Source organism: Algoriphagus aquaeductus, assembly GCF_003253485.1.
Taxonomy (GTDB): domain Bacteria; phylum Bacteroidota; class Bacteroidia; order Cytophagales; family Cyclobacteriaceae; genus Algoriphagus; species Algoriphagus aquaeductus.
On sequence record NZ_QKTX01000002.1, the window covers coordinates 130,861 to 149,237 of the forward strand.

Sequence of the window (18,377 nt, forward strand, 5' to 3'; positions counted from 1 at the left end):
CAAAAACCCTATGATTAAATAATGGATGCCCAAAGAGCCTTATTCGAGCATAAAATGTCCAAGATCAAGAAGACCAAAATCTTTCTTTTGGTGTTGATTGGGATTTTGGGAGTTACAGTCGTCCAGGATTTTTTGCAATCCCGCTACCAATCCTACTCTTTTTACTTTTCAGAATCTTTGCTTTTCAGCATTCTTTGGATCCTCTTTGTTCCGATTACTTTAGGAACCCGACATTTTTTTCAAAAATCTCCCCGACTATTACAGAATAAGTGGACTTACAGAACTTTCTTTATCCTTTCCACGGTGGTGATTCATATTGTTTTTTATGCCCTGCTCATCCACCTGATTTCGTGGATTTTCATGTCCCACACCTTCCACTTCTGGCGAAACCTTACTTACACACTTTCTCAGGACCTATACAAATATCTTTTTGTTTATTCGGCTATTTCCCTTCTCCCTATTTCCATAGAAAAAAAGAAACACACAGAACCTCTGGATTTTACTGAATTTATTTGGGTCACATCTGGCCGAAAATCTGAAAAAATTTCTACCCGGGAGATCACTTATATCCAGGCCAGCACTCCTTACGTGGAAATCTATCTTGAAGGAAAAAAATACCTGCATACGGATACCCTTAAATCCTTGGAGAAAAAACTGGATCAAAGCTCTTTTGTCCGAATTCACAAATCCACGTTGGTCAACCTAGACAAGGTTCAGCAACTAAAATCACGTCTAAACGGAGATTATGACGTCCTACTCAGCACAGGCGAAATCCTTCGACTGAGCCGAAACTATGTGGCAGGATTTAGAGCGAAACAAGACCGGTCCTCCTCACAAGCCGAAAAGTACTCAGGTTGAACCAATCTCTTTTTTAGCCTTAAAATACTCCACCAACTTGTAAGAAAAATTTCAAGGCGATGGTCACAAAAGCATTTCTCTCATGGACACTTATTACACTGTTGGGTTTTACATCCATCAGTTGCAATGGTCAAAGTCCAAAGTTCTCGAAAAGCGACAAACCAATAGGCGGTGCCTGCGAAGGTTGCGAGGCAGTGTTTGAATTTGGTGACCGGGATTTGAACCCGGTGGATACCCTGCCTGGATTTATGTTCAGCGATCCCAAATTGAAACTTTTCGGAAAGGTCTATCAAAAGGACGGCAAGACTCCAGCTGGTGGAGTAATCCTTTACATCTATCATACTGATCGGACCGGTGTTTATCCACGAAAAGGCAATGAAACCGGTTGGGGAAAAAGACACGGCTATCTCAGAGGGTGGGTCAAAACGGATGAAAGCGGGAACTATGCCTTTTACACTTTTCGCCCAGCAGCATATCAGGATCGCAGCGAACCCGAACACATTCATCTCACCGTCAAGGAGCCCGGGAAAACCGCCTACTATTTAGATGATTTTCTCTTCGAAGATGATCCTTTGCTTACACCTGAAAAGAAACAATCTTTTCCCCAAAGAGGCGGTAGCGGAGTTTTTCTTCCCATCTACCAAGATGGGATTTTTCAGATCAAGCGTGACATCGTCCTTGGCCTCAATATTCCGGATTATGAATAGAATTCTCTGGTTTTTACTCATGGCATCAATAGTAGCGTGTGGAAAAGAGCAAAAGATTTCATCGGATGAGGCTAAACTTATCCACAATTCTAACGCAAGTACAAGGCTTGAAAATCTTACGGATTCGCTGTCGATCAGCACAAAAAGCTTGGTGTATTGGAAAGGAACCAAAATGCGTGGATTGGGAAGCCATGAAGGGGTGGTAAACATCGAATATGGACACCTCATCTTTGAAAAAGGCATGCCCCAATCGGGCTTGATTCAGGTCAACATGCAGACTATCCAAGTCACCGACATTCCTGAAACCGATCCAATTCCGAGAAAGAATCTGACCGAACACTTGAAAAATGAGGATTTTTTTGATGTGGATAACTTCCCAATCGCTTCTTTTGAGTGGACCGAATGTAGTCTGGTGGGAGAAAATGTGTGGAACATTCGGGGGAAGATGAAAATCAAAGAAATCTCCAAACCCTTACAGCTTACTGTCCAACGGAAAGGAAACATTCTTGAAGGCGAATTTCAGATCAATCGATTTGACTGGGATATTGCTTATCGCGGCTCGTGGGTAGACCAAACGCTGGTGGATCCGGACATCCTCTTTCGGGTAAAATTGATTCCAGTGTAAAGGGATTTGGAGGAAGATTCCCTGGCCTCTGTGACGGAATAGTCCAGCTTTTTTGAAGGCAGGATTGGGAAGTTCAGGTCAGCTGGAATTACTTCTTTCCCGCTGATCTTCGCGGATTGCTTTCGCTGATATCTGCAGATTTTAGAAAATCTCTTAAAATCCGCGACTTTTTTTTCGAAGATCTGCGGGAACAATAAAAAGGCTTTAAATAAAAAATCCTGCTCCGATAGCCATCGGAGGAAAAGCAGGACAGCCCGAAAGTGTTGCCACAGATGCACAGATCTTTTGCTTATCCGGGCATCTGTGGCTTTTTTCTTAAATGATAAGTTGCTTTACATCACGCACTTACTCTGTAAAGAAAATCGAAAAATCTTTACAAATATCAAAGGATATGTAAAGCAAATGCTTGTTTTCTTTACATAAAGATCTTTCTTTGTAAAGAAATTTGACTTTTCTATACAAAGTATGACTTGGAAGCTGATCCCTTTACCCTATTCCGAGGATTTGGAAACCAAATCCATACTCAAGCAGCTGCCGGCCGCGCATGCAGCTTTGGCAGAATTGAAAGGAATAGTCCAATCCATTCCCAATCAAATCATCCTGCTCAACACGCTGGGAATCCAGGAAGCAAAGGATAGCTCCTCCGTGGAAAACATCATTACTACACACGACGACTTGTACAAAGCCAATCTGAATTTTGAGGTCAGCATCTCTCCGGATGTCAAAGAAGTACAAAACTACGTGGCCGCGATGAAGCGCGGATTTGAACTGGTTCAGACTCAGGGACTACTCACCAATCAGACGATCCTGAAGATTCAGGAGACCTTGGAAGGTAACAATGCGGGGTTTCGGAAGCTGCCCGGCACTGCCTTGAAAAATGTCCAAACCGGAGAAACAGTCTATCTTCCTCCTCAGGATCCAAATGAAATCCTCAGCATGATGACCAATCTAGAGCAGTTTATCAACGATCCGGAGCTGAGCGACTACGATCCCTTGGTGAAGATGGCTATTATTCACTTTCAGTTTGAGAGCATCCACCCATTCTACGATGGAAACGGACGAACAGGAAGGATTCTGAATATTCTCTATTTGGTCTTGACCGGCCTGCAAAAACTTCCGATCCTCTACCTCAGCAGTCATATCATCCGAAACAAACCGGATTATTACCGATTGTTGCAGGGAGTGAGAGAAAACAGAGATTGGGAAAGCTGGATCAGCTACATGATCAAAGGTGTGGAAAATACCGCCAAGGAGACCATTCTGCTGATTGAAGAATTGAAAGTCCTAATGGCAGAAATGAAAAATCAGTTGAGGGATAATTACAAATTCTACTCCCAAGAGCTGCTCAACAATCTCTTCACACATCCCTACACCAAGATCGAGTTTCTCGTGCGCGATCTGGGCGTCTCCCGGATCACCGCCGCCAATTATCTGAATCAGTTGGCTGCCGATGGAGTACTTCGAAAAGAAAGGCTGGGAACAGGAAATTATTATGTGAATGAAAAGCTCTTTGAGCTGTTGAGTAGTCGATGATGGATTTCCCGCTGATTTGCGAGGATTAACCTCACTGATCATCGCAGATCTCAAACAGTGTTGGATGATCATAAAAAGCTATTGAAACTACTTCTTCCTCACAGATTTCCACAGAAAAGTACACAGATGATCACTGATTTTTTGATGGGGAGCAAACAGAATCTGTGATTTTAATCCGTGAAGATCTGTGGGAAAATATTGAATAAAAAAATCCTGCTTTCGGAAAAGCAGGACAGCCTGGAAGAGTTGCCACAGATGCACAGATCTTTTGCTTATCCGGGCATCTGTGGCTTTTTTCCTTTAAAACTTCATCCTCAAACCCAACAGGAAGTTGGTCCCTGCCTGTGGATAATAGAAGTTCTCCGTTACCAGTTCACGACCATTTCCTCCCGGTACAAAGTAACTGAACGTATATCCGTTTGGCTCATACAGCTCATTGAAGATATTGTTGATCAGTAGGTTGACCTCCAATCCTTTGAAGAATCTTGGAGCTGCCGCATAGCTGATTCGCAGGTCATTGGTAAAGAACGCATCCAGAGATCTTGCTTCATTGGCCGTATTGTCCAAAAACTGTCGGCCTACATACTTACTCAGCCAGTTGAGGGACAAATTTTTGCTTGGCTTGTACTCGATGATCGCTGAACCCACCACATTGGGAGAAAAAGCAATGTCCGTATTGGTGTAGGTAAAGGTTTCCTGGCGGAAATCCTCCACGCTGTAGTCGTCGATATACTCCGTAAACTCACGGATTTTATTCTGACTCAGGGCAATATTTCCACCCAAAGTCCAAGAACCTGAAAGCTGATACGCTCCATCCACTTCGATCCCTGCACGGTAGGAAGCGGCTACGTTTTCACGGATATAGGCACCCACATCGTTGATTTGCCCAGTCAGGATAAGTTGATCCCGGTAGCCCATGTAGTAGAAGTTGGCGTTATAACTGAAGCTTCCGGCTTTGGTACGAACACCAGCTTCCACGTTGTTCAAGCGCTCAGGTCTAGGCACTTCGGTGATGGGATTGTCTGTAAAATCCGACCGGGTGGGCTCACGGTTAGCAACCGCATAGCTCGCATACCAAGTTTGATTTCCTTTTTCGTAAGAGAATCCAAACTTGGGATTGAAAAAGGTGTAATCGGCTCGCCCATCCACAATACGCAAGTCATCATTGACACCGATAAAGGAATAATTGATCCCTCTCAACTGCAAGTCACCAAACAAATTCAAACCGGGTTTAATCTCATAAGTGGCTTTAGTGTAGATATTCCGGTCATCTTTGATGGCATTGTTGTCATAGTAGCGATCACGGATATTGGTATTGCCTGCAAATCTAGCCCAGATAATTTCGCCAAAATGCCCGCCATCGTAGCGATTGGCCCCGCCTCCGATGATCCAATCCAGCTTTCCATCTGTAGAGACATAATTGACGGAACCGACAAAGCCATAGAAATCATTGTCCAGCCACCGGCGGCGAATAATATCAGACCTGGAAATTACCTGATCACCTACTACTACATCAGGTAAATTGTAGCGGGAAAAGCGATCATTTTCCCGGAATTGCTCATAATAGCCTCGGCCATAGGTGTAGTGAAGTGCGAGGTTTGTCTTCCAGTTAGAGCCTACTTTTCCGGTGTAGATCAGCTGGTAATGATCCTGTTGGTAATTGTCAGTTTCGTTGTCGTAGGTGTAGAAATTGTAGGTTCGATCGTCCTTGAGCTTTGACTCAGGAAGGCCATACCAACTTTGATACGTTTGTTCCTTTCCTGAGAAAGCCACGAGTTTGATCACGCTTTTTTCTCCATAATATCCTCCGGAAACAAACCAGCTGCTCAGATCGGAAAATGCCCGATCCACATAGCCATCCGATGTGATTTTGGAAAGTCGGGCATCGACTGCAAAGCGATTATTCAACAAGCCAGTTCCTGCCTTGACCGTATGTCTCCAGGTATTAAACGACCCGAAACCATTGTCCAACTCGGCATAGGCTTCATCCCGTCTGGTGTCTGTCTGGAAATTTAGGCTGGCGCCAAATGTAGCTGCCCCGTTGGTGGAAGTGCCTACCCCGCGCTGGATTTGGACATTTTCTACCGAAGAGGCAAAGTCTGGCATGTTTACCCAGAAAACTCCATGCGACTCCGCATCATTGAGCGGAATCCCGTTGACCGTGGCGTTGATGCGGGTTTGGTCTGAGCCCCGAATCCGCAATCCGGTATAGCCCACGCCTGCACCGGCATCGGAATAGCTTACCACCGAGGGTGTGAAATTGAGCAAAATGGGAATATCCTGTCCCAAATTTCGTTTGGCGATTTCGGACTTATCCACATTGGAAAAGGTCGTAGGCGTACTTGCCGAAGCCCTTGTTGCCGATACGATAAACTCCTCTGTGAGGAAATCTTTGGGCTCCAACCTGACTTCCAAATCTCCTGAGAAAGGAACTGAAACCGTGACTCTTTCTGTCTCATAACCCAAATAGGAAATCCGGATTTCCACATTCCCATTGGGTAATCTGCTGAGTGTAAACAGACCATTTGCATCAGTGACCGTACCTCGATTGGCGGTTTCGGTCCATACCGATGCACCTACCAAAGGCAAATTGCTTTGGGCATCCACTACTTTTCCACTGAGGCTATTTTGAGCCCAAGCGGTCAAACTGGCCAAGTACAAAACAAGGCCAACTACTATTTTTTTCATGATTACTTTTCCCCTTTCGGGTGTTTGAGTGAAACATTAGAAAACCCAGGGGAGGCTCTCCGTGATTGTTTTACCCGCATGCAAAGCACAAAATCAGAATCAGGCACGAATGGTACCGCTTCGGCTTGTTTTCCAGACTTCTTACTCTGCTTTCTCATTTCCCTTCGCCGGCATTACCCGGATCAGGTCGTATGGGTATGATCTCAGCCCGTTGTATTAAGGCACCCCTTATGATCTGGAAGCAAAGGTACGAGCGAAAAGTTTTTTTCCAAGGCCTGCTGATCAATCGCTTTTTTATAACTTCAAATCCAAACCTCAAACCCATAACCTTATGCGCCTTTACAAACTGACCGCTGGAACGCTTTTAGAAACTGATACTGAGATTTTTCTGGGACCCGAGCTCGATTGGGATCAACTTCTTGGACGGGAACATCTACCCAAGTTGCTCAAGTCTGAGGCTGCACATTGGGAGAAAATTTCCGAAAAAGAGGCCGAGCAACTGAAGTCAGAAGGCCTTTTGGCGCCGATGGGTAATCAGGAAATCTGGGCAGCGGGAGTGACGTACTACCGAAGCCGAACCGCACGCATAGAGGAATCCAAAGATGCAGGCGGGGCTGATTTTTATGACAAAGTGTATGTAGCCGATAGACCCGAGCTATTCTTCAAAGCCACTGCCAGTCGGGTATCCAATCCCGGAGAGACGGTCAATATCCGCAAAGACTCCACTTGGGATGTGCCCGAGCCGGAGTTGACCCTTTTGATTTCCCCTTCGGGAAAAGTGCAGGGCTTCACCGTCGGAAATGACATGAGCAGCCGAAGCATCGAGGGAGAAAACCCACTCTATTTGCCACAGGCAAAAGTCTATCAGGGATGCGCCTCAGTTGGACCTTGCATTTTGATTCAGGAAGAAATGCTGGATGATTCCACCCAAATCCGATTGGAAATCCTTCGCAATGGAAAAACCGAAGCTTCGGGCGAGACGACTTTGGCACAAATGAAGCGCAAACCACAGGAACTTGCCGATTGGCTTTTCCGGGCAAATACGTTTCCGATCGGTTGCCTGATGATGACCGGTACAGGCATCGTGCCGGATAATTTTACTTTGCAGAAAGGAGATCTGGTGAAAATCACGATTGATGGTATCGGGACTTTAGAAAACAAAGTTGGCTTGATCTAATATCATGTCCCTTTATTTCCAAAAACAGCTTCGACTACCGAGTTATCCACAGGGCTACCACCTGATTACTGATCAGGTGGTGCGTGCTATCCCGGAAATCCGGGAAATCAGAATCGGATTTTTGCAGGTTTTCATCCAGCATACTTCCGCGGGTCTGTGTATCAATGAAAATGCCGATCCCACGGTAAGAAAAGACTTCCAAACCTTCGTAAATGAATTAATACCAGAGACTTATCCACGTTTTGTCCACAACTACGAAGGGGCAGACGACATGCCTGCGCATATCAAAAGTGCTTTTTTCGGTACGAATGTACAAGTGCCGATCGCTGGTGGAAAACTCGCCCTGGGGATTTGGCAAGGCATTTACCTCTGCGAGTTCCGTCATGAAGGAGGGGCTAGAAACCTGGTGCTCACGGCATTTGGCACTCCCTGATCCGTTGAAAATCCAAGATCACCACTGATAAAATTCCTTGGATTGGGTCGATCGGCAAACTTACTTTTGTGAAGCTCCGACCTTACATGAAAAGTACCCGAATAGTTGCCGCTTTGGCGTTTGTTCTTTTGGTTTCAAAAGTATATGCCCAAAGTTTGACACAAGAGAATGCCTTTGCTTTCAAGCTTCAGGAACCCATCACATTAGATGGAATTCTTGATGAACCGATATGGATAGATTCAAAGGGGTGGAATGGAAACTTTAGACAGTATTTCCCCTCTGACACCTCCAAATCCCACGTCAGCACCCGTGTTAAAGTTGCCTTTGACGAAAGCAACCTGTATATCGCTGCGGTGATGGAAAATAACGGTCCCCGAAACTATGTCTCCACTTCCCTGAGACGAGACTTTCGTGGAGAACAAAACGATGCCATCGTTTTTGTATTGGACACCTTCAACGACAAGACCAATGCTTTCCAGTTTGGAGTCAACCCCTATGGCGTACAGCGGGAAGGATTGGTATCTAACGGGGGTACTCGATCAGAAGATCTAAGCTTGGCCTGGGATAACAAATGGTTTTCTGAGTCAAAAATATTCGAAAACCATTGGCAAGTCGAAGTGATCATTCCTCTATCCACGATTCGATTTAATGAGGGTACACAAAACTGGAATGTCAATTTCTATCGCATCGACAGCCATTATGGGGAGCGAAGTACCTGGTCGCCTATTCCAAGAAATATCCCAATCATCAGTACCGCTTTTCTGAGAAAGTTAATTTTCGAAGAACCCCTGATGAAGAAGGGCTCCTCGAATATTTCTGTTATTCCTTATGTCGCAGGAAGGACTTCCAGAAATTTTTTGGAAGGAACTCAGGAAAATCTCACCCCAGCCATTGGGGGGGATGCCAAAATCGGAATTGGACCTGCATTGAATTTGGACTTGACGTTCAACCCGGACTTTTCCCAAGTGGAAGTAGATCAGCAGGTAACCAACTTGGATCGATTTGAGATTTTCTTCCCGGAACGAAGACAATTTTTCTTAGAGAATGCCGACCTCTTCGAAAGTTTTGGACAGATGCGTTCCCGCCCGTTTTTCTCCAGAAGAATCGGCGTAGATATTGACTCAGCCACCGGCCAAAATGTCCAAAGCAAGATTATCTATGGGGCAAGAATCAGTGGAAAACTGAATGAAAATCTACGCATCGGTGCGATGAACATGCAAACCGCCACCGACGAAAGTGCCGGGATTGTCGGAAAAAATTTTACCGTCCTTGCCCTTCAAAAAAAGGTGTTTACCCGATCCAATATCGGGCTGATCTATGTGAATAAGGAGTCCTTGGCTTTAGATGAATTCCGGCAATTGTTTGATCCGACAGCCTACAATCGGCTGCTGGGAGTAGATTACAACCTGAATTCGGCCAATGGGAAATGGACGGGCAAGGTTTTTTACCACCGTACGTTTGAATCAGTCGAGGTGGACAAGCCCTATTCTTTCAATGCCTATTTACTCTTTACCGATATCCATTGGAACTGGTCACTGAGTATTCAGGATGTGGGAAAATCCTTTAACCCACAGGTAGGTTTTGTCCCCCGGGTCGACTTTAAGCGAATCAATCCTGATTTGGCTTACCTTTTCTATCCTCAATCCAAACTGATCAACCGACATGGCCCGAAACTGGAGTTTGAAGGCTATTGGAACGAAACCCTGGGAACCACAGACCGCGATATCAATTTGGGGTATATTGTCAGGTTCAATTCTCTTGCCGAACTGGAGGTGACTCAGCGAAATCGCTATGTGTATCTTTTCGGAAATTTTGATCCCACACGAACCGGTGGAGAACCCTTAGCTGCCGGAACCGACTATACTTTCAGAAATTTTCTGGTGGATTACCGAAGCAACCCCAGAAATATGTTCAACCTTCAATTGCTTGGGGAATTTGGGCAATACTTTACAGGAAATATCCAGCGTGTCACTACGCAAACCGGAATTCGATTGGGTTATTTGGCCAATATTTCCATGAATTTTAATTATGCCCGAATCCGGATGCCCAAGCCACAAAACGATGCGGATTTGATCCTTGTAGGGCCTAGAATTGACCTGACTTTTACAAAAAATCTATTCTGGACGACCTTTATCCAGTACAACAATCAGATCGACAACCTGAATATCAACACCCGACTGCAATGGAGATACGCTCCGGTTTCGGATTTCTTCCTGGTGTACACCGACAATTATTTCCCGGGGGATTTTATGCCGAAGCAGCGCTCGCTGGTGTTTAAGCTGAATTATTGGTTGAATTTGAAACGGTGAAGACCTTCCAGGTTTTGAAAACCTGGAAGGTCTGAAAATTACCTACTCGCCTCCACCCGTACTTTTTTCCCCGTCATCAAAATCCTTCGATAGCCATCTTTGGTATCCGAGCTGACTTCTTTCCCAAGGACTTTCACTTTCGAAAATTCATCAGGAATCTCAATGGAAATGCCCCATTTCGATTGGATCTGTTCCACTTCAATGGCTCGAACACCAGACTTATCCACATAAGTAAGTTTGATTTCATTGTCTCCCACGATGACTTTTTGAATGGCGGCTTCTTTCCAAGCCGAAGGCATCTGAGGGCGGATGTGGATCACCTTATTTCCGGCATCAGGCTGTATGCCAAAAAACTGCATCACAATCGGCACCCCGAAGCTGTACATATTCCACGCCTGCGTAAACATGCCGTAATCCGGAGAAACCTCATACATCGATCCCGGCAAAGCAAAGCCAAAACTTCGGGTCATCCGCTTCAGGTAGTCCAGAGCTGCATCCGGATTGCCATAGTTATTTTCTCCAATGGCAGAAACTCCCGTGGGCAAGGTCATTACTGCACCCGTGTAGGAAAAGCTCTTGCTTCCTGCAAAGGACCCATCTTCATTTTCCGCCTGTTCGTCCCGATCGATACCCGTCACAAAAGTGCCGAAAGGATTGGTGTATTTTTTAGCAGTGGCCAAAGCGATTTTAGCCTTTTCCCGATCAGCGATTCCGGTTTCCATCGGGGTATTGACTACCCAGTTGTGGAAGAGCACAAAACCCTGTTTCTGATTCTTGGGCAATGTGGATAACTTGGCTTTAGTTGCTTTCAATTCCTCAACCGCCCAAGGTTTTTTCAGCGTATCCGCACGAATAATCGCGTCATCAATCAGGTGCAAAGCCTCGTCTACCGTCCCAATAAAATCCGCATAGCTCCCGAATTCCTCCACCCAAAAATCAGAATTGATCTTTACAACCAAGGCATCAGCAGTCTGTTGATAACTTTTGGAAAGTTCTGTTTTTCCTAGGATTTCGGCCATTTTCGAGGCGTCTGCAAAGGCTTTTTGGGAATAAGCGGCTACGTCAATCATTTCGGATTTGAGCCCGTGGATTTCCATCATTCCATAGCCATCGGCTAGGAGATTCCCATCTTTGTCATTTTCACGAAGTAGCCAATCCAATCCTTTTTCAATCGATGGAAAATACTTTTCCAAGAATTCCCGATCTCCTGTCCATCGATACACTTCCCAAATCGTGGATGCCCATTGCGGAGTTTCATTGATATTTCCTGGATTGAATACCGCTCCATTGGTACTTACCTCATGGATGATTCGGCCGTTTCCGTTTTCTTTTTCGGAGAGATTGCGGATAAGTTGGAGCGTAGAGTAAACGAGGTCCTTTCTACCTGTAGCAATCAATCCCTGAATCGTGTATTCGCTATCGACTCCAAAAAACCAAGGATAATCCTGCAGGCCTGCTCCGAAACCCCGACCTATACCCGGTACCTCACGCACCAGCCAATCTGTGTTATACTTGATCCATTGAAAGGTTTGCTGCAATTCCGCATCGGGAATCTGTATTTCCGCTTGTTGGGCTAGATCTTCATAACGCTTCTTCTTGGCAAACCAGTCGGTATCCAAGTTTTGCCTAAGATCTACCAAGGTTTCCATGGCTTTTAATTCGCTTTCGGTAGAACCAGCAATAAAGACAGGAATAATTTGCTCAGACCCTGCAGGCAAGTTCACTTCCAGAGAAAATCCAGCAGTCGCCCCATTTCCTTTGGGAGAATAGGTACAAGCCAGTTCATCTTGAGGAAGAAGAGAAATTCCCTCAGCTGTACCCAAAACGGCAAACCAAGGATTCCCTTGATCTTTTGCCGAAAAGGTATTTGTCATTTCATCGAATGAAATGACATCGGCTTGATCAATCATTCCGGTTCGCTCTCCAAGCCAAACCGGCATCAAATCCACGAATGCGTTGAATTGAAATTGGATTGTTTTTTCAGACTTATCCACATTTTTAATCCTGAAAAGAACGGTCATACCTTCCTTCCCATCGGGCACAAAATGCAAGCGTTCTATTTCTATCCCTGAGCTTTCCAGTGGAAACTGAAGTACATTCGAAAAAGGATAATTGGTAAATGAGGTGGCTTTGTCCAGACAATAATTTTCACCATCCACATTTATAGAGGCTGTAAATCCATCCATCAGTTTGATCGGATGAAGCCAAATACCACCCATCTCGCCCTCCACGTGCCAACCCAAATCCGGGAAAGAACCGTTTTGATGACCGATCAGATATACCCGATCACCGGCAGCCACGAATGGGGAAGCGAGGTATTCGGATTTTCCTTTAAGCCCTTCTTGAGCAGTTAAATCCTCAAACAAGATTTGTTCGGGAGAATAGGTGGGCTGGCAAGAAAGCAGGAATCCCACTACCACTACAAAGAGAATATGTCGTATCATCCTTCATCAATTTGTCTCAAATTAGGCCATAGGGTTGAATAATGGAGGTTCTACCAAAAAATAAAATGCGTAAGAACTGGAGAAATCGATTTCCTCACGGCCCCAAAAAAGCCAAAAATATTTTTTGTGGAAGTTTCCAAACACTTTTCTTAAACAGCCTGTTCGCCAATCATGAAGTACAACAGGATCCTGGTTTGGTTTAGAAACGACCTAAGGCTAAGAGATAATGAAACACTTTCCCGGGCAATTCAGCAGGGAATTGAAGTTATTCCTGTTTATTGCTTTGATCCTGGGATGTTTGGAAAAACCGAATTGGGATTTCCGAAAACGGGGTCCATTCGAGCCAAATTCCTGTTGGAATCTGTTGCCGATTTGCGTCAGTCTTTTCGCAGGCTTGGCGGAGATTTGGCGATTCTTCAGGGGAAGCCGGAAGAAGCCGTCATTGAGCTGGCCAAAAAAGTGGAAGCCAAGGCCATTTTCTTCTCGAAAGAAGTCACTTCCGAAGAACGAAATGTGGATAAGTCTTTGGAAAAAGCTGCATTTTCAAATGGAATTGCCTGCGAAAGCTTCTGGCAGAGTACGCTTTACCATTTGGACGATCTTCCATTTCCGGCTAAACAAACTCCCGAAGTATTTACCCAGTTCAGAAAGGAAGTTGAAAAACAGAGCAAAATTCGACTGACTTTTCCTGAGCCTACCCAAATAAATTACCCAAGTAAGGCACTGAGTTCTGTAGCATCAGAATTGCCAAACCTAAAAACCTATGGACTGGAGGAACCAAAGCAGGATGTCAAATCGTGGTTGGAGATGAAAGGTGGAGAGACATCTGCGCTGGGGCGACTCCGGTCCTATTTCTGGGAAAAAGATTTGCTCAAAGTGTACAAGGAAACCAGAAATGGGCTGATCGGAATGGACTACAGTTCCAAATTTTCTCCTTGGTTGGCTTTGGGCTGTATTTCGCCTCGGACGATTTATGAAGAAGTCAAAAAGTACGAGCGGGAGAGAAAGAAAAACGACAGTACCTATTGGCTGATTTTCGAGCTGATTTGGAGAGATTATTTCCGGTTTATCGCAAAGAAACACGGAGACAAAATATTTGAAATTCAAGGCATCCGATCTCAAAAGGACTCCTGGAGGAGAGACAAGGCGCAGTTTCAGCGCTGGGTAGAGGGGTTGACGGGAGTTCCTTTTGTGGATGCCAATATGCGGGAACTGAAAACGACTGGATTTATGTCCAACCGAGGTCGGCAAAATGTGGCAAGCTACTTGGTCAATGACCTGGGGATGGATTGGACTTGGGGAGCAAGCTACTTCGAAAGTCAGCTGATTGATTACGATGTCTGCTCTAACTGGGGCAACTGGATGTATGTGGGAGGCGTAGGAAATGACCCTAGGGAAAATCGGTATTTCAATATTCTCCGACAGGCAAATAATTACGATAAAAAAGGTGATTTTGTAAGGCTTTGGATTCCTGAATTACAGTCGATTAAGGGATTTGATATCCATCAGCCTTGGGAGTTATCCACATCCCAATTGAGGGCATTAAAGATTCAACTCGGCCATACTTATCCACAGCCTCAAGTAAAAATTCCGACGCTTGAAAAGTCTTATTAAGGTTGCTGATTACCCATTAAACCTCAGAGTTCTGGGGTTTTTTCTTTTGGAATTTATCCTTGTTAAACCTTCCAATCCATAAGTAATTCAAAACAGTCATTCCTGTATTTATAAAAATTAACTGAAACCAAGTCTCCCATTCATATATCACCGAAAAATCAAAACTGAGCGTGGGATAAACATAAGCTTGTCCAAGAAGAAAGAAAAATATACTGAAAGTTATTATTCCTATCCAAGTTGGTTTCCATTTAAGGTAGTCGATGAAATCTCTCATTTTTCTATCTAAATTTTAAATTCGGTCTTGAATGATGAGTTACTACTTTTTCTTCTTAGTTTCTTTCAACACACTTTTCTCATCCCCTTCAAGCCTTCTCCTCAATTTTTTAACATCTTCGGCCGGAGGCAAATTTTCAGGAATAATCCCCCTTTGAGTTAGCATATCTCTCACAGCCAAATTGTTATCCACATGTTCCGCTTCGATTTTGTTCTGGCCTCTCAAGTCTTTGGCTTGCACATTCAACCCCGTCATTTCATTGGCTAGATCTTTGGCTTTAATACTTATCGTGGGCAAAAAATCAGCAACCGGGCGGCTATCAGGTATTCCCAATTTCTTTTTTAACTGCTGGGTGGATAGACGGAAAAGAGCTTGGTCTCCTTTGCTTCGAATCAACGCAAAGCCCTGACTGTCGACTCCTCTTTCATACAAAATCCCTGAGAGTTGTTTTTCGGTTTGGCTCAATTTTTCCCTTGCTTTTACACGTTCATAAGCCAATAATCGCTGCTCAACTAGTTCTGCCCTTCTTGTCTGAACAGCAAAGTAATTTTGAGCAAAGGCGATTTCCTCTTTACGGCTATCCCCATTTTGTGCTATCAGATAGCAGGCATATCGGGTTAAAAGAATATCATCGATTTCTTTTTCTGCCCCAGAACCAATTTTGACCATTTTCCTGACGTCAGGAAAATGGTATTGTATTTCCTCTCCGGCATGTTGGCAAGCTTCCTTTGCTCTTTGAATTACCTTTTCAAAATTCTCCCATTTGCTGTAGCCTAAGAGCTTTTGCAATTCCCTGGCACTCCAACATTCTACACCTTCCAACTCAGCAGCCGCAGCTTCAAACTGAGCAAACAGTTTTTTAATTTCATCGGACTTCATAGCAATAAAAGTTTGTTTGAAAAATAGCTTAATTCCTACTTAATAGGATTAACCAATTTAATCATTCCAACTAATATTCGGCAGCTTCGCCGGTATCTGCTTTTTTCTTTTCAATTCTCTCTGGTACAGATAGTCTCCCAACTCTGCGAAAAAAGGTAATCCGATTTCTTTGGTCTCGTACTTGTCGTCGTTGAGAATTTGATCCTCGTTGACATAGACCACTGCGGAAACAAAAAACTCCACGCCTGTTTCATAATCCACAAAATAGGACCCGTCAATCAGGAATCCATAAGACCAGCCTGTTTTGTTGAAAATCCGAAATCTGGAAGGAATCGGGGTTTTGTCGGCCCCAAACTTGAAAAACTTCGAATAGCTATCATAGTATTCCATAGTGTCGTACTTGGGAAAACTACTTTCTCGGGGTAGCATACGCATGTACTTCAATACAAAGTTGCGATGCTCCTCATTCAGATTAAACCGCTCGATCCCTACAAAAGCTTCTGGAAAGACGATTCGCTTAACTACTCCATGAAGATCCGAGAGGGCAAACTTGTTTTTATAGGAAAAATCCATTCCTCCCTGAATCAAAGAATCATTGCGGTAAAAAGCCTGACCTATTTTTGGATTCCCCGGCACCACAAAGACACTGTCCGAATGTCTTTCGGGAAGTTCCAACAAGGTCTTTCCAGAGTTATCCACAAATCGAACCGGGTTGAAATGCCTGTTTTCATCCGGAGAAATCGGAAAGCTCAAGCGCTGGGTGATGACCGTGTTCAATAGACCCTTTTCCCTTAGCTTTTGATTGATATAGTCCATCCCCATCAACTCATAGAGTCGGTTGGAAGCATCATTGTCAGAAACCAGCAAAATCTTCTTGATGTAATGCCCGATGCTAGGAAGACCATTTTGTGAAGTGGAATCAGTAAATGCAGGAAGTTGTGAGGGCCTTACCGAATCGGTAAGCATGGTTGTTTCCAAGGTCAAGCCCTCGATATTTCGCTCCTCGAGCCACTCCAAGGCCAACAAAGCAATCGGTAGCTTCACCGTGGATGCGGGATAGAAATAGTGATTATCGTTCAGATTAAAGGAATGGTCTGTAAAAAGCGGATTCCCGTGTTCATTGCGGTCAATCTGCGTATAGATAATCTGAACCTGGAACTTAGCAGTATCCGAAAGTACTTTTTTCAAAGTCGGGTAGTTTTCCAATCCTTCCTCAAAAAGCACAGGATCTTTGCTCTCGCAAGAAATCATCCCAAAAGAAACGGCGAGGAGATAGAGTAGCTTTTTCATAATTCTTCGTCGAGATAATGTATCGCTTCAACAAGTGCCATAAGGTCAAAAAGCGAATGAAAACCGGAAAGGACGATACGACTGATACGGGGACTTTCCGGGGTGGGGTAGGAAAAAGAGGACGTGATAAATCCCATTTTCTCCAACTCATCCGACCAAGTGGGATCTTTCAGCACAAAAACCGGGAATTTTGCCAAACCTGAAACTGTAGATAAGTCGGCTGTTTCCTGATGAAAAATAGCGGAGAAGTCTTTGATTTTTTGACTTTGGGCTTTGTAGATATCCTGAGTTTCCAGAAATGCCTGAAGATTAGCTGGAGGACAAGGCGAAGCTCCTGCAAAGATCGCCTGTGCTTTGATTCCCTCAATCACTTCCTTTTTTCCCAAAATAATACCAGCCGGCATGGCCAAGCCTTTACCCAAGGATCCGGAGATGACCAAATTCACATTCTGAAATGAATTTTCAGCATAAGTACCGAAAACATTTTTTCCCAAAACCCCAAAGGCATGACTGTCATCAATCAGGAGTGTGACCTCATGCTTTTTGGCTACTTCCTGAACCCATAAATAGTCATGAATCTCGGCTCGAAGCGGATCAACCACATTCCCTAAAATAAGAATTTTCCTAGGTGAAAGCTGCTCTGATTGGTCCAAACACTGAATTTTCCATTGTGTAAAATTCAATTGAACATCAGGTTTAAAGCTTGCCGGCAGAATAGCAGGATGCGTGTCCGGTGCTGCCCAACAGAGATCCGATTTTGGAAACAAATACTGAATGGCGGTAATCCCCGACAGGTATCCCGAATTCATCACTGCAGCATCTTCAGCCTGAGCTTTTTTTGCGAAATACTGCTCAAACGCTTCATAAACCTTCAATCGAACATTGTTGACACGGCTTAGCCCATGGCTGAATCCGTATTGTCGGATGCAGTCTAATAATACTGCTTGGTAATGTTGATCATGATCAATACCCAGATAGGACGTCCCACTGAAAAAGAGGTAACTCTTTTTCCCGACCTGAATAGTCGGGCCAATACGCTGATCGAGGTTAATATTTTTCACCGATGGGCCTATTTGGCAAATATCTGTGAAGGATCCTGAAAGGATTTAAACTCCAGCGCATTTCCACAAGGATCGAGGAAGAACATGGTGGCCTGTTCGCCGACTTCTCCCTTGAACCGGATATAGGGTTCGATGACAAACTCCATCCCATGGGCTTTCAGTTTGTCAGCAAGCTGATGCCACTCGTCCCAGCCCAAAATGGCTCCAAAATGACGGACGGGAACATTCTTGCCGTCGACTTCATTGGTCTTGGCATTGGCCAATTCTTCAGGCTTGATATGGGCAGAAAGCTGATGTCCGAAAAAGTTGAAATCGATCCATTTGTCGGTGCTTCGGCCGATTTCGCAACCCAACAAGTCTCCGTAGAATTGGCGGGTTTCTTCGATATCACGGATCGGGAAAGCAAGGTGAAAAGGTTTAAATTCGCTCATTTTGCTTAGTATTGTAGGTGATTTTTGAATATTCTGACAACTTTTGAAGCCTAA

14 protein-coding genes and 1 riboswitch are annotated in these 18,377 nt (G+C 44.5%); of the genes, 8 read left to right on the forward strand and 6 right to left on the reverse strand.

Annotation, left to right across the window (positions count from 1 at the left end; genetic code table 11):
• Positions 1–21 precede the first annotated feature (21 nt).
• The 4 genes from CLV31_RS02915 (at position 22) to CLV31_RS02930 (ending at position 3,723) form a co-directional block, all read left to right on the forward strand.
• Positions 22–858, forward strand: coding sequence for a LytR/AlgR family response regulator transcription factor (locus tag CLV31_RS02915; protein ID WP_111391381.1), 837 nt, complete (start codon positions 22–24; stop codon positions 856–858).
• A gap of 59 nt (positions 859–917) precedes the next feature.
• The gene (locus CLV31_RS02920) at positions 918–1,565 is read left to right on the forward strand and encodes a dioxygenase family protein (RefSeq protein WP_111391382.1); all 648 of its coding nucleotides are present in this window, start codon (positions 918–920) and stop codon (positions 1,563–1,565) included.
• Positions 1,558–2,190, forward strand: coding sequence for a YceI family protein (locus CLV31_RS02925; RefSeq protein WP_181452557.1), 633 nt, complete (start codon positions 1,558–1,560; stop codon positions 2,188–2,190). Before CLV31_RS02920 ends, CLV31_RS02925 begins: the two co-directional genes overlap by 8 nt.
• A gap of 465 nt (positions 2,191–2,655) precedes the next feature.
• Complete coding sequence (locus tag CLV31_RS02930) at positions 2,656–3,723, forward strand: Fic family protein (protein ID WP_111391384.1); 1,068 nt, start codon at positions 2,656–2,658, stop codon at positions 3,721–3,723.
• A 300-nt stretch (positions 3,724–4,023) separates the two neighbouring features.
• Here the strand turns inward: CLV31_RS02930 and CLV31_RS02935 are convergent, their stop codons facing one another.
• Positions 4,024–6,411 (reverse strand): TonB-dependent receptor, encoded by a 2,388-nt coding sequence (locus CLV31_RS02935; RefSeq protein ID WP_111391385.1) that lies wholly within the window; start codon positions 6,409–6,411, stop codon positions 4,024–4,026.
• Between the two features lie 142 nt (positions 6,412–6,553).
• Positions 6,554–6,650, reverse strand: a riboswitch (TPP riboswitch).
• A 92-nt stretch (positions 6,651–6,742) separates the two neighbouring features.
• On the opposite strand from CLV31_RS02935, the gene CLV31_RS02940 reads away from it, so the two are divergent.
• The 3 genes from CLV31_RS02940 to CLV31_RS02950 all read left to right on the forward strand — a co-directional run bounded on the left by CLV31_RS02940 (position 6,743) and on the right by CLV31_RS02950 (position 10,330).
• Positions 6,743–7,588, forward strand: a complete 846-nt coding sequence (locus CLV31_RS02940; RefSeq protein ID WP_111391658.1) for a fumarylacetoacetate hydrolase family protein — start codon at positions 6,743–6,745, stop codon at positions 7,586–7,588.
• 4 nt (positions 7,589–7,592) lie between these two features.
• Positions 7,593–8,021 (forward strand): secondary thiamine-phosphate synthase enzyme YjbQ, encoded by a 429-nt coding sequence (locus CLV31_RS02945; RefSeq protein ID WP_111391386.1) that lies wholly within the window; start codon positions 7,593–7,595, stop codon positions 8,019–8,021.
• 68 nt (positions 8,022–8,089) lie between these two features.
• Positions 8,090–10,330, forward strand: a complete 2,241-nt coding sequence (locus CLV31_RS02950) for a DUF5916 domain-containing protein (protein ID WP_245943307.1) — start codon at positions 8,090–8,092, stop codon at positions 10,328–10,330.
• Positions 10,331–10,368: 38 nt separating this feature from the next.
• Here CLV31_RS02950 and CLV31_RS02955 read toward each other — a convergent pair whose 3' ends face one another.
• A complete protein-coding gene (locus CLV31_RS02955; RefSeq protein ID WP_111391388.1) occupies positions 10,369–12,774 on the reverse strand; it encodes an alpha-L-rhamnosidase-related protein in 2,406 nt (801 codons plus the stop codon).
• Between the two features lie 171 nt (positions 12,775–12,945).
• Here CLV31_RS02955 and CLV31_RS02960 point away from each other — a divergent pair, with 171 nt between their 5' ends.
• Positions 12,946–14,388: a DASH family cryptochrome gene (locus tag CLV31_RS02960; RefSeq protein WP_111391389.1), complete on the forward strand. Its 1,443-nt coding sequence runs from the start codon at positions 12,946–12,948 to the stop codon at positions 14,386–14,388.
• A gap of 316 nt (positions 14,389–14,704) precedes the next feature.
• Here CLV31_RS02960 and dinD read toward each other — a convergent pair whose 3' ends face one another.
• Genes dinD through CLV31_RS02985 form a run of 4 tightly spaced genes read right to left on the reverse strand, consistent with a single transcriptional unit; the run spans position 14,705 to position 18,323 of the window.
• Complete coding sequence (gene dinD, locus CLV31_RS02970) at positions 14,705–15,541, reverse strand: DNA damage-inducible protein D (RefSeq protein WP_111391391.1); 837 nt, start codon at positions 15,539–15,541, stop codon at positions 14,705–14,707.
• Between the two features lie 57 nt (positions 15,542–15,598).
• Positions 15,599–16,831 carry a serine hydrolase gene (locus tag CLV31_RS02975; protein WP_111391392.1) on the reverse strand — a complete coding sequence of 411 codons (1,233 nt, stop codon included), beginning with the start codon at positions 16,829–16,831 and terminating at the stop codon, positions 15,599–15,601.
• Positions 16,828–17,892 carry an aminotransferase class I/II-fold pyridoxal phosphate-dependent enzyme gene (locus CLV31_RS02980; protein WP_111391393.1) on the reverse strand — a complete coding sequence of 355 codons (1,065 nt, stop codon included), beginning with the start codon at positions 17,890–17,892 and terminating at the stop codon, positions 16,828–16,830. The genes CLV31_RS02975 and CLV31_RS02980 overlap by 4 nt, the downstream gene beginning before the upstream one ends.
• An 8-nt stretch (positions 17,893–17,900) precedes the next feature.
• On the reverse strand, positions 17,901–18,323 hold the full coding sequence (locus CLV31_RS02985; protein WP_111391394.1) for a VOC family protein: 423 nt from the start codon (positions 18,321–18,323) through the stop codon (positions 17,901–17,903).
• Positions 18,324–18,377: the final 54 nt, after the last annotated feature.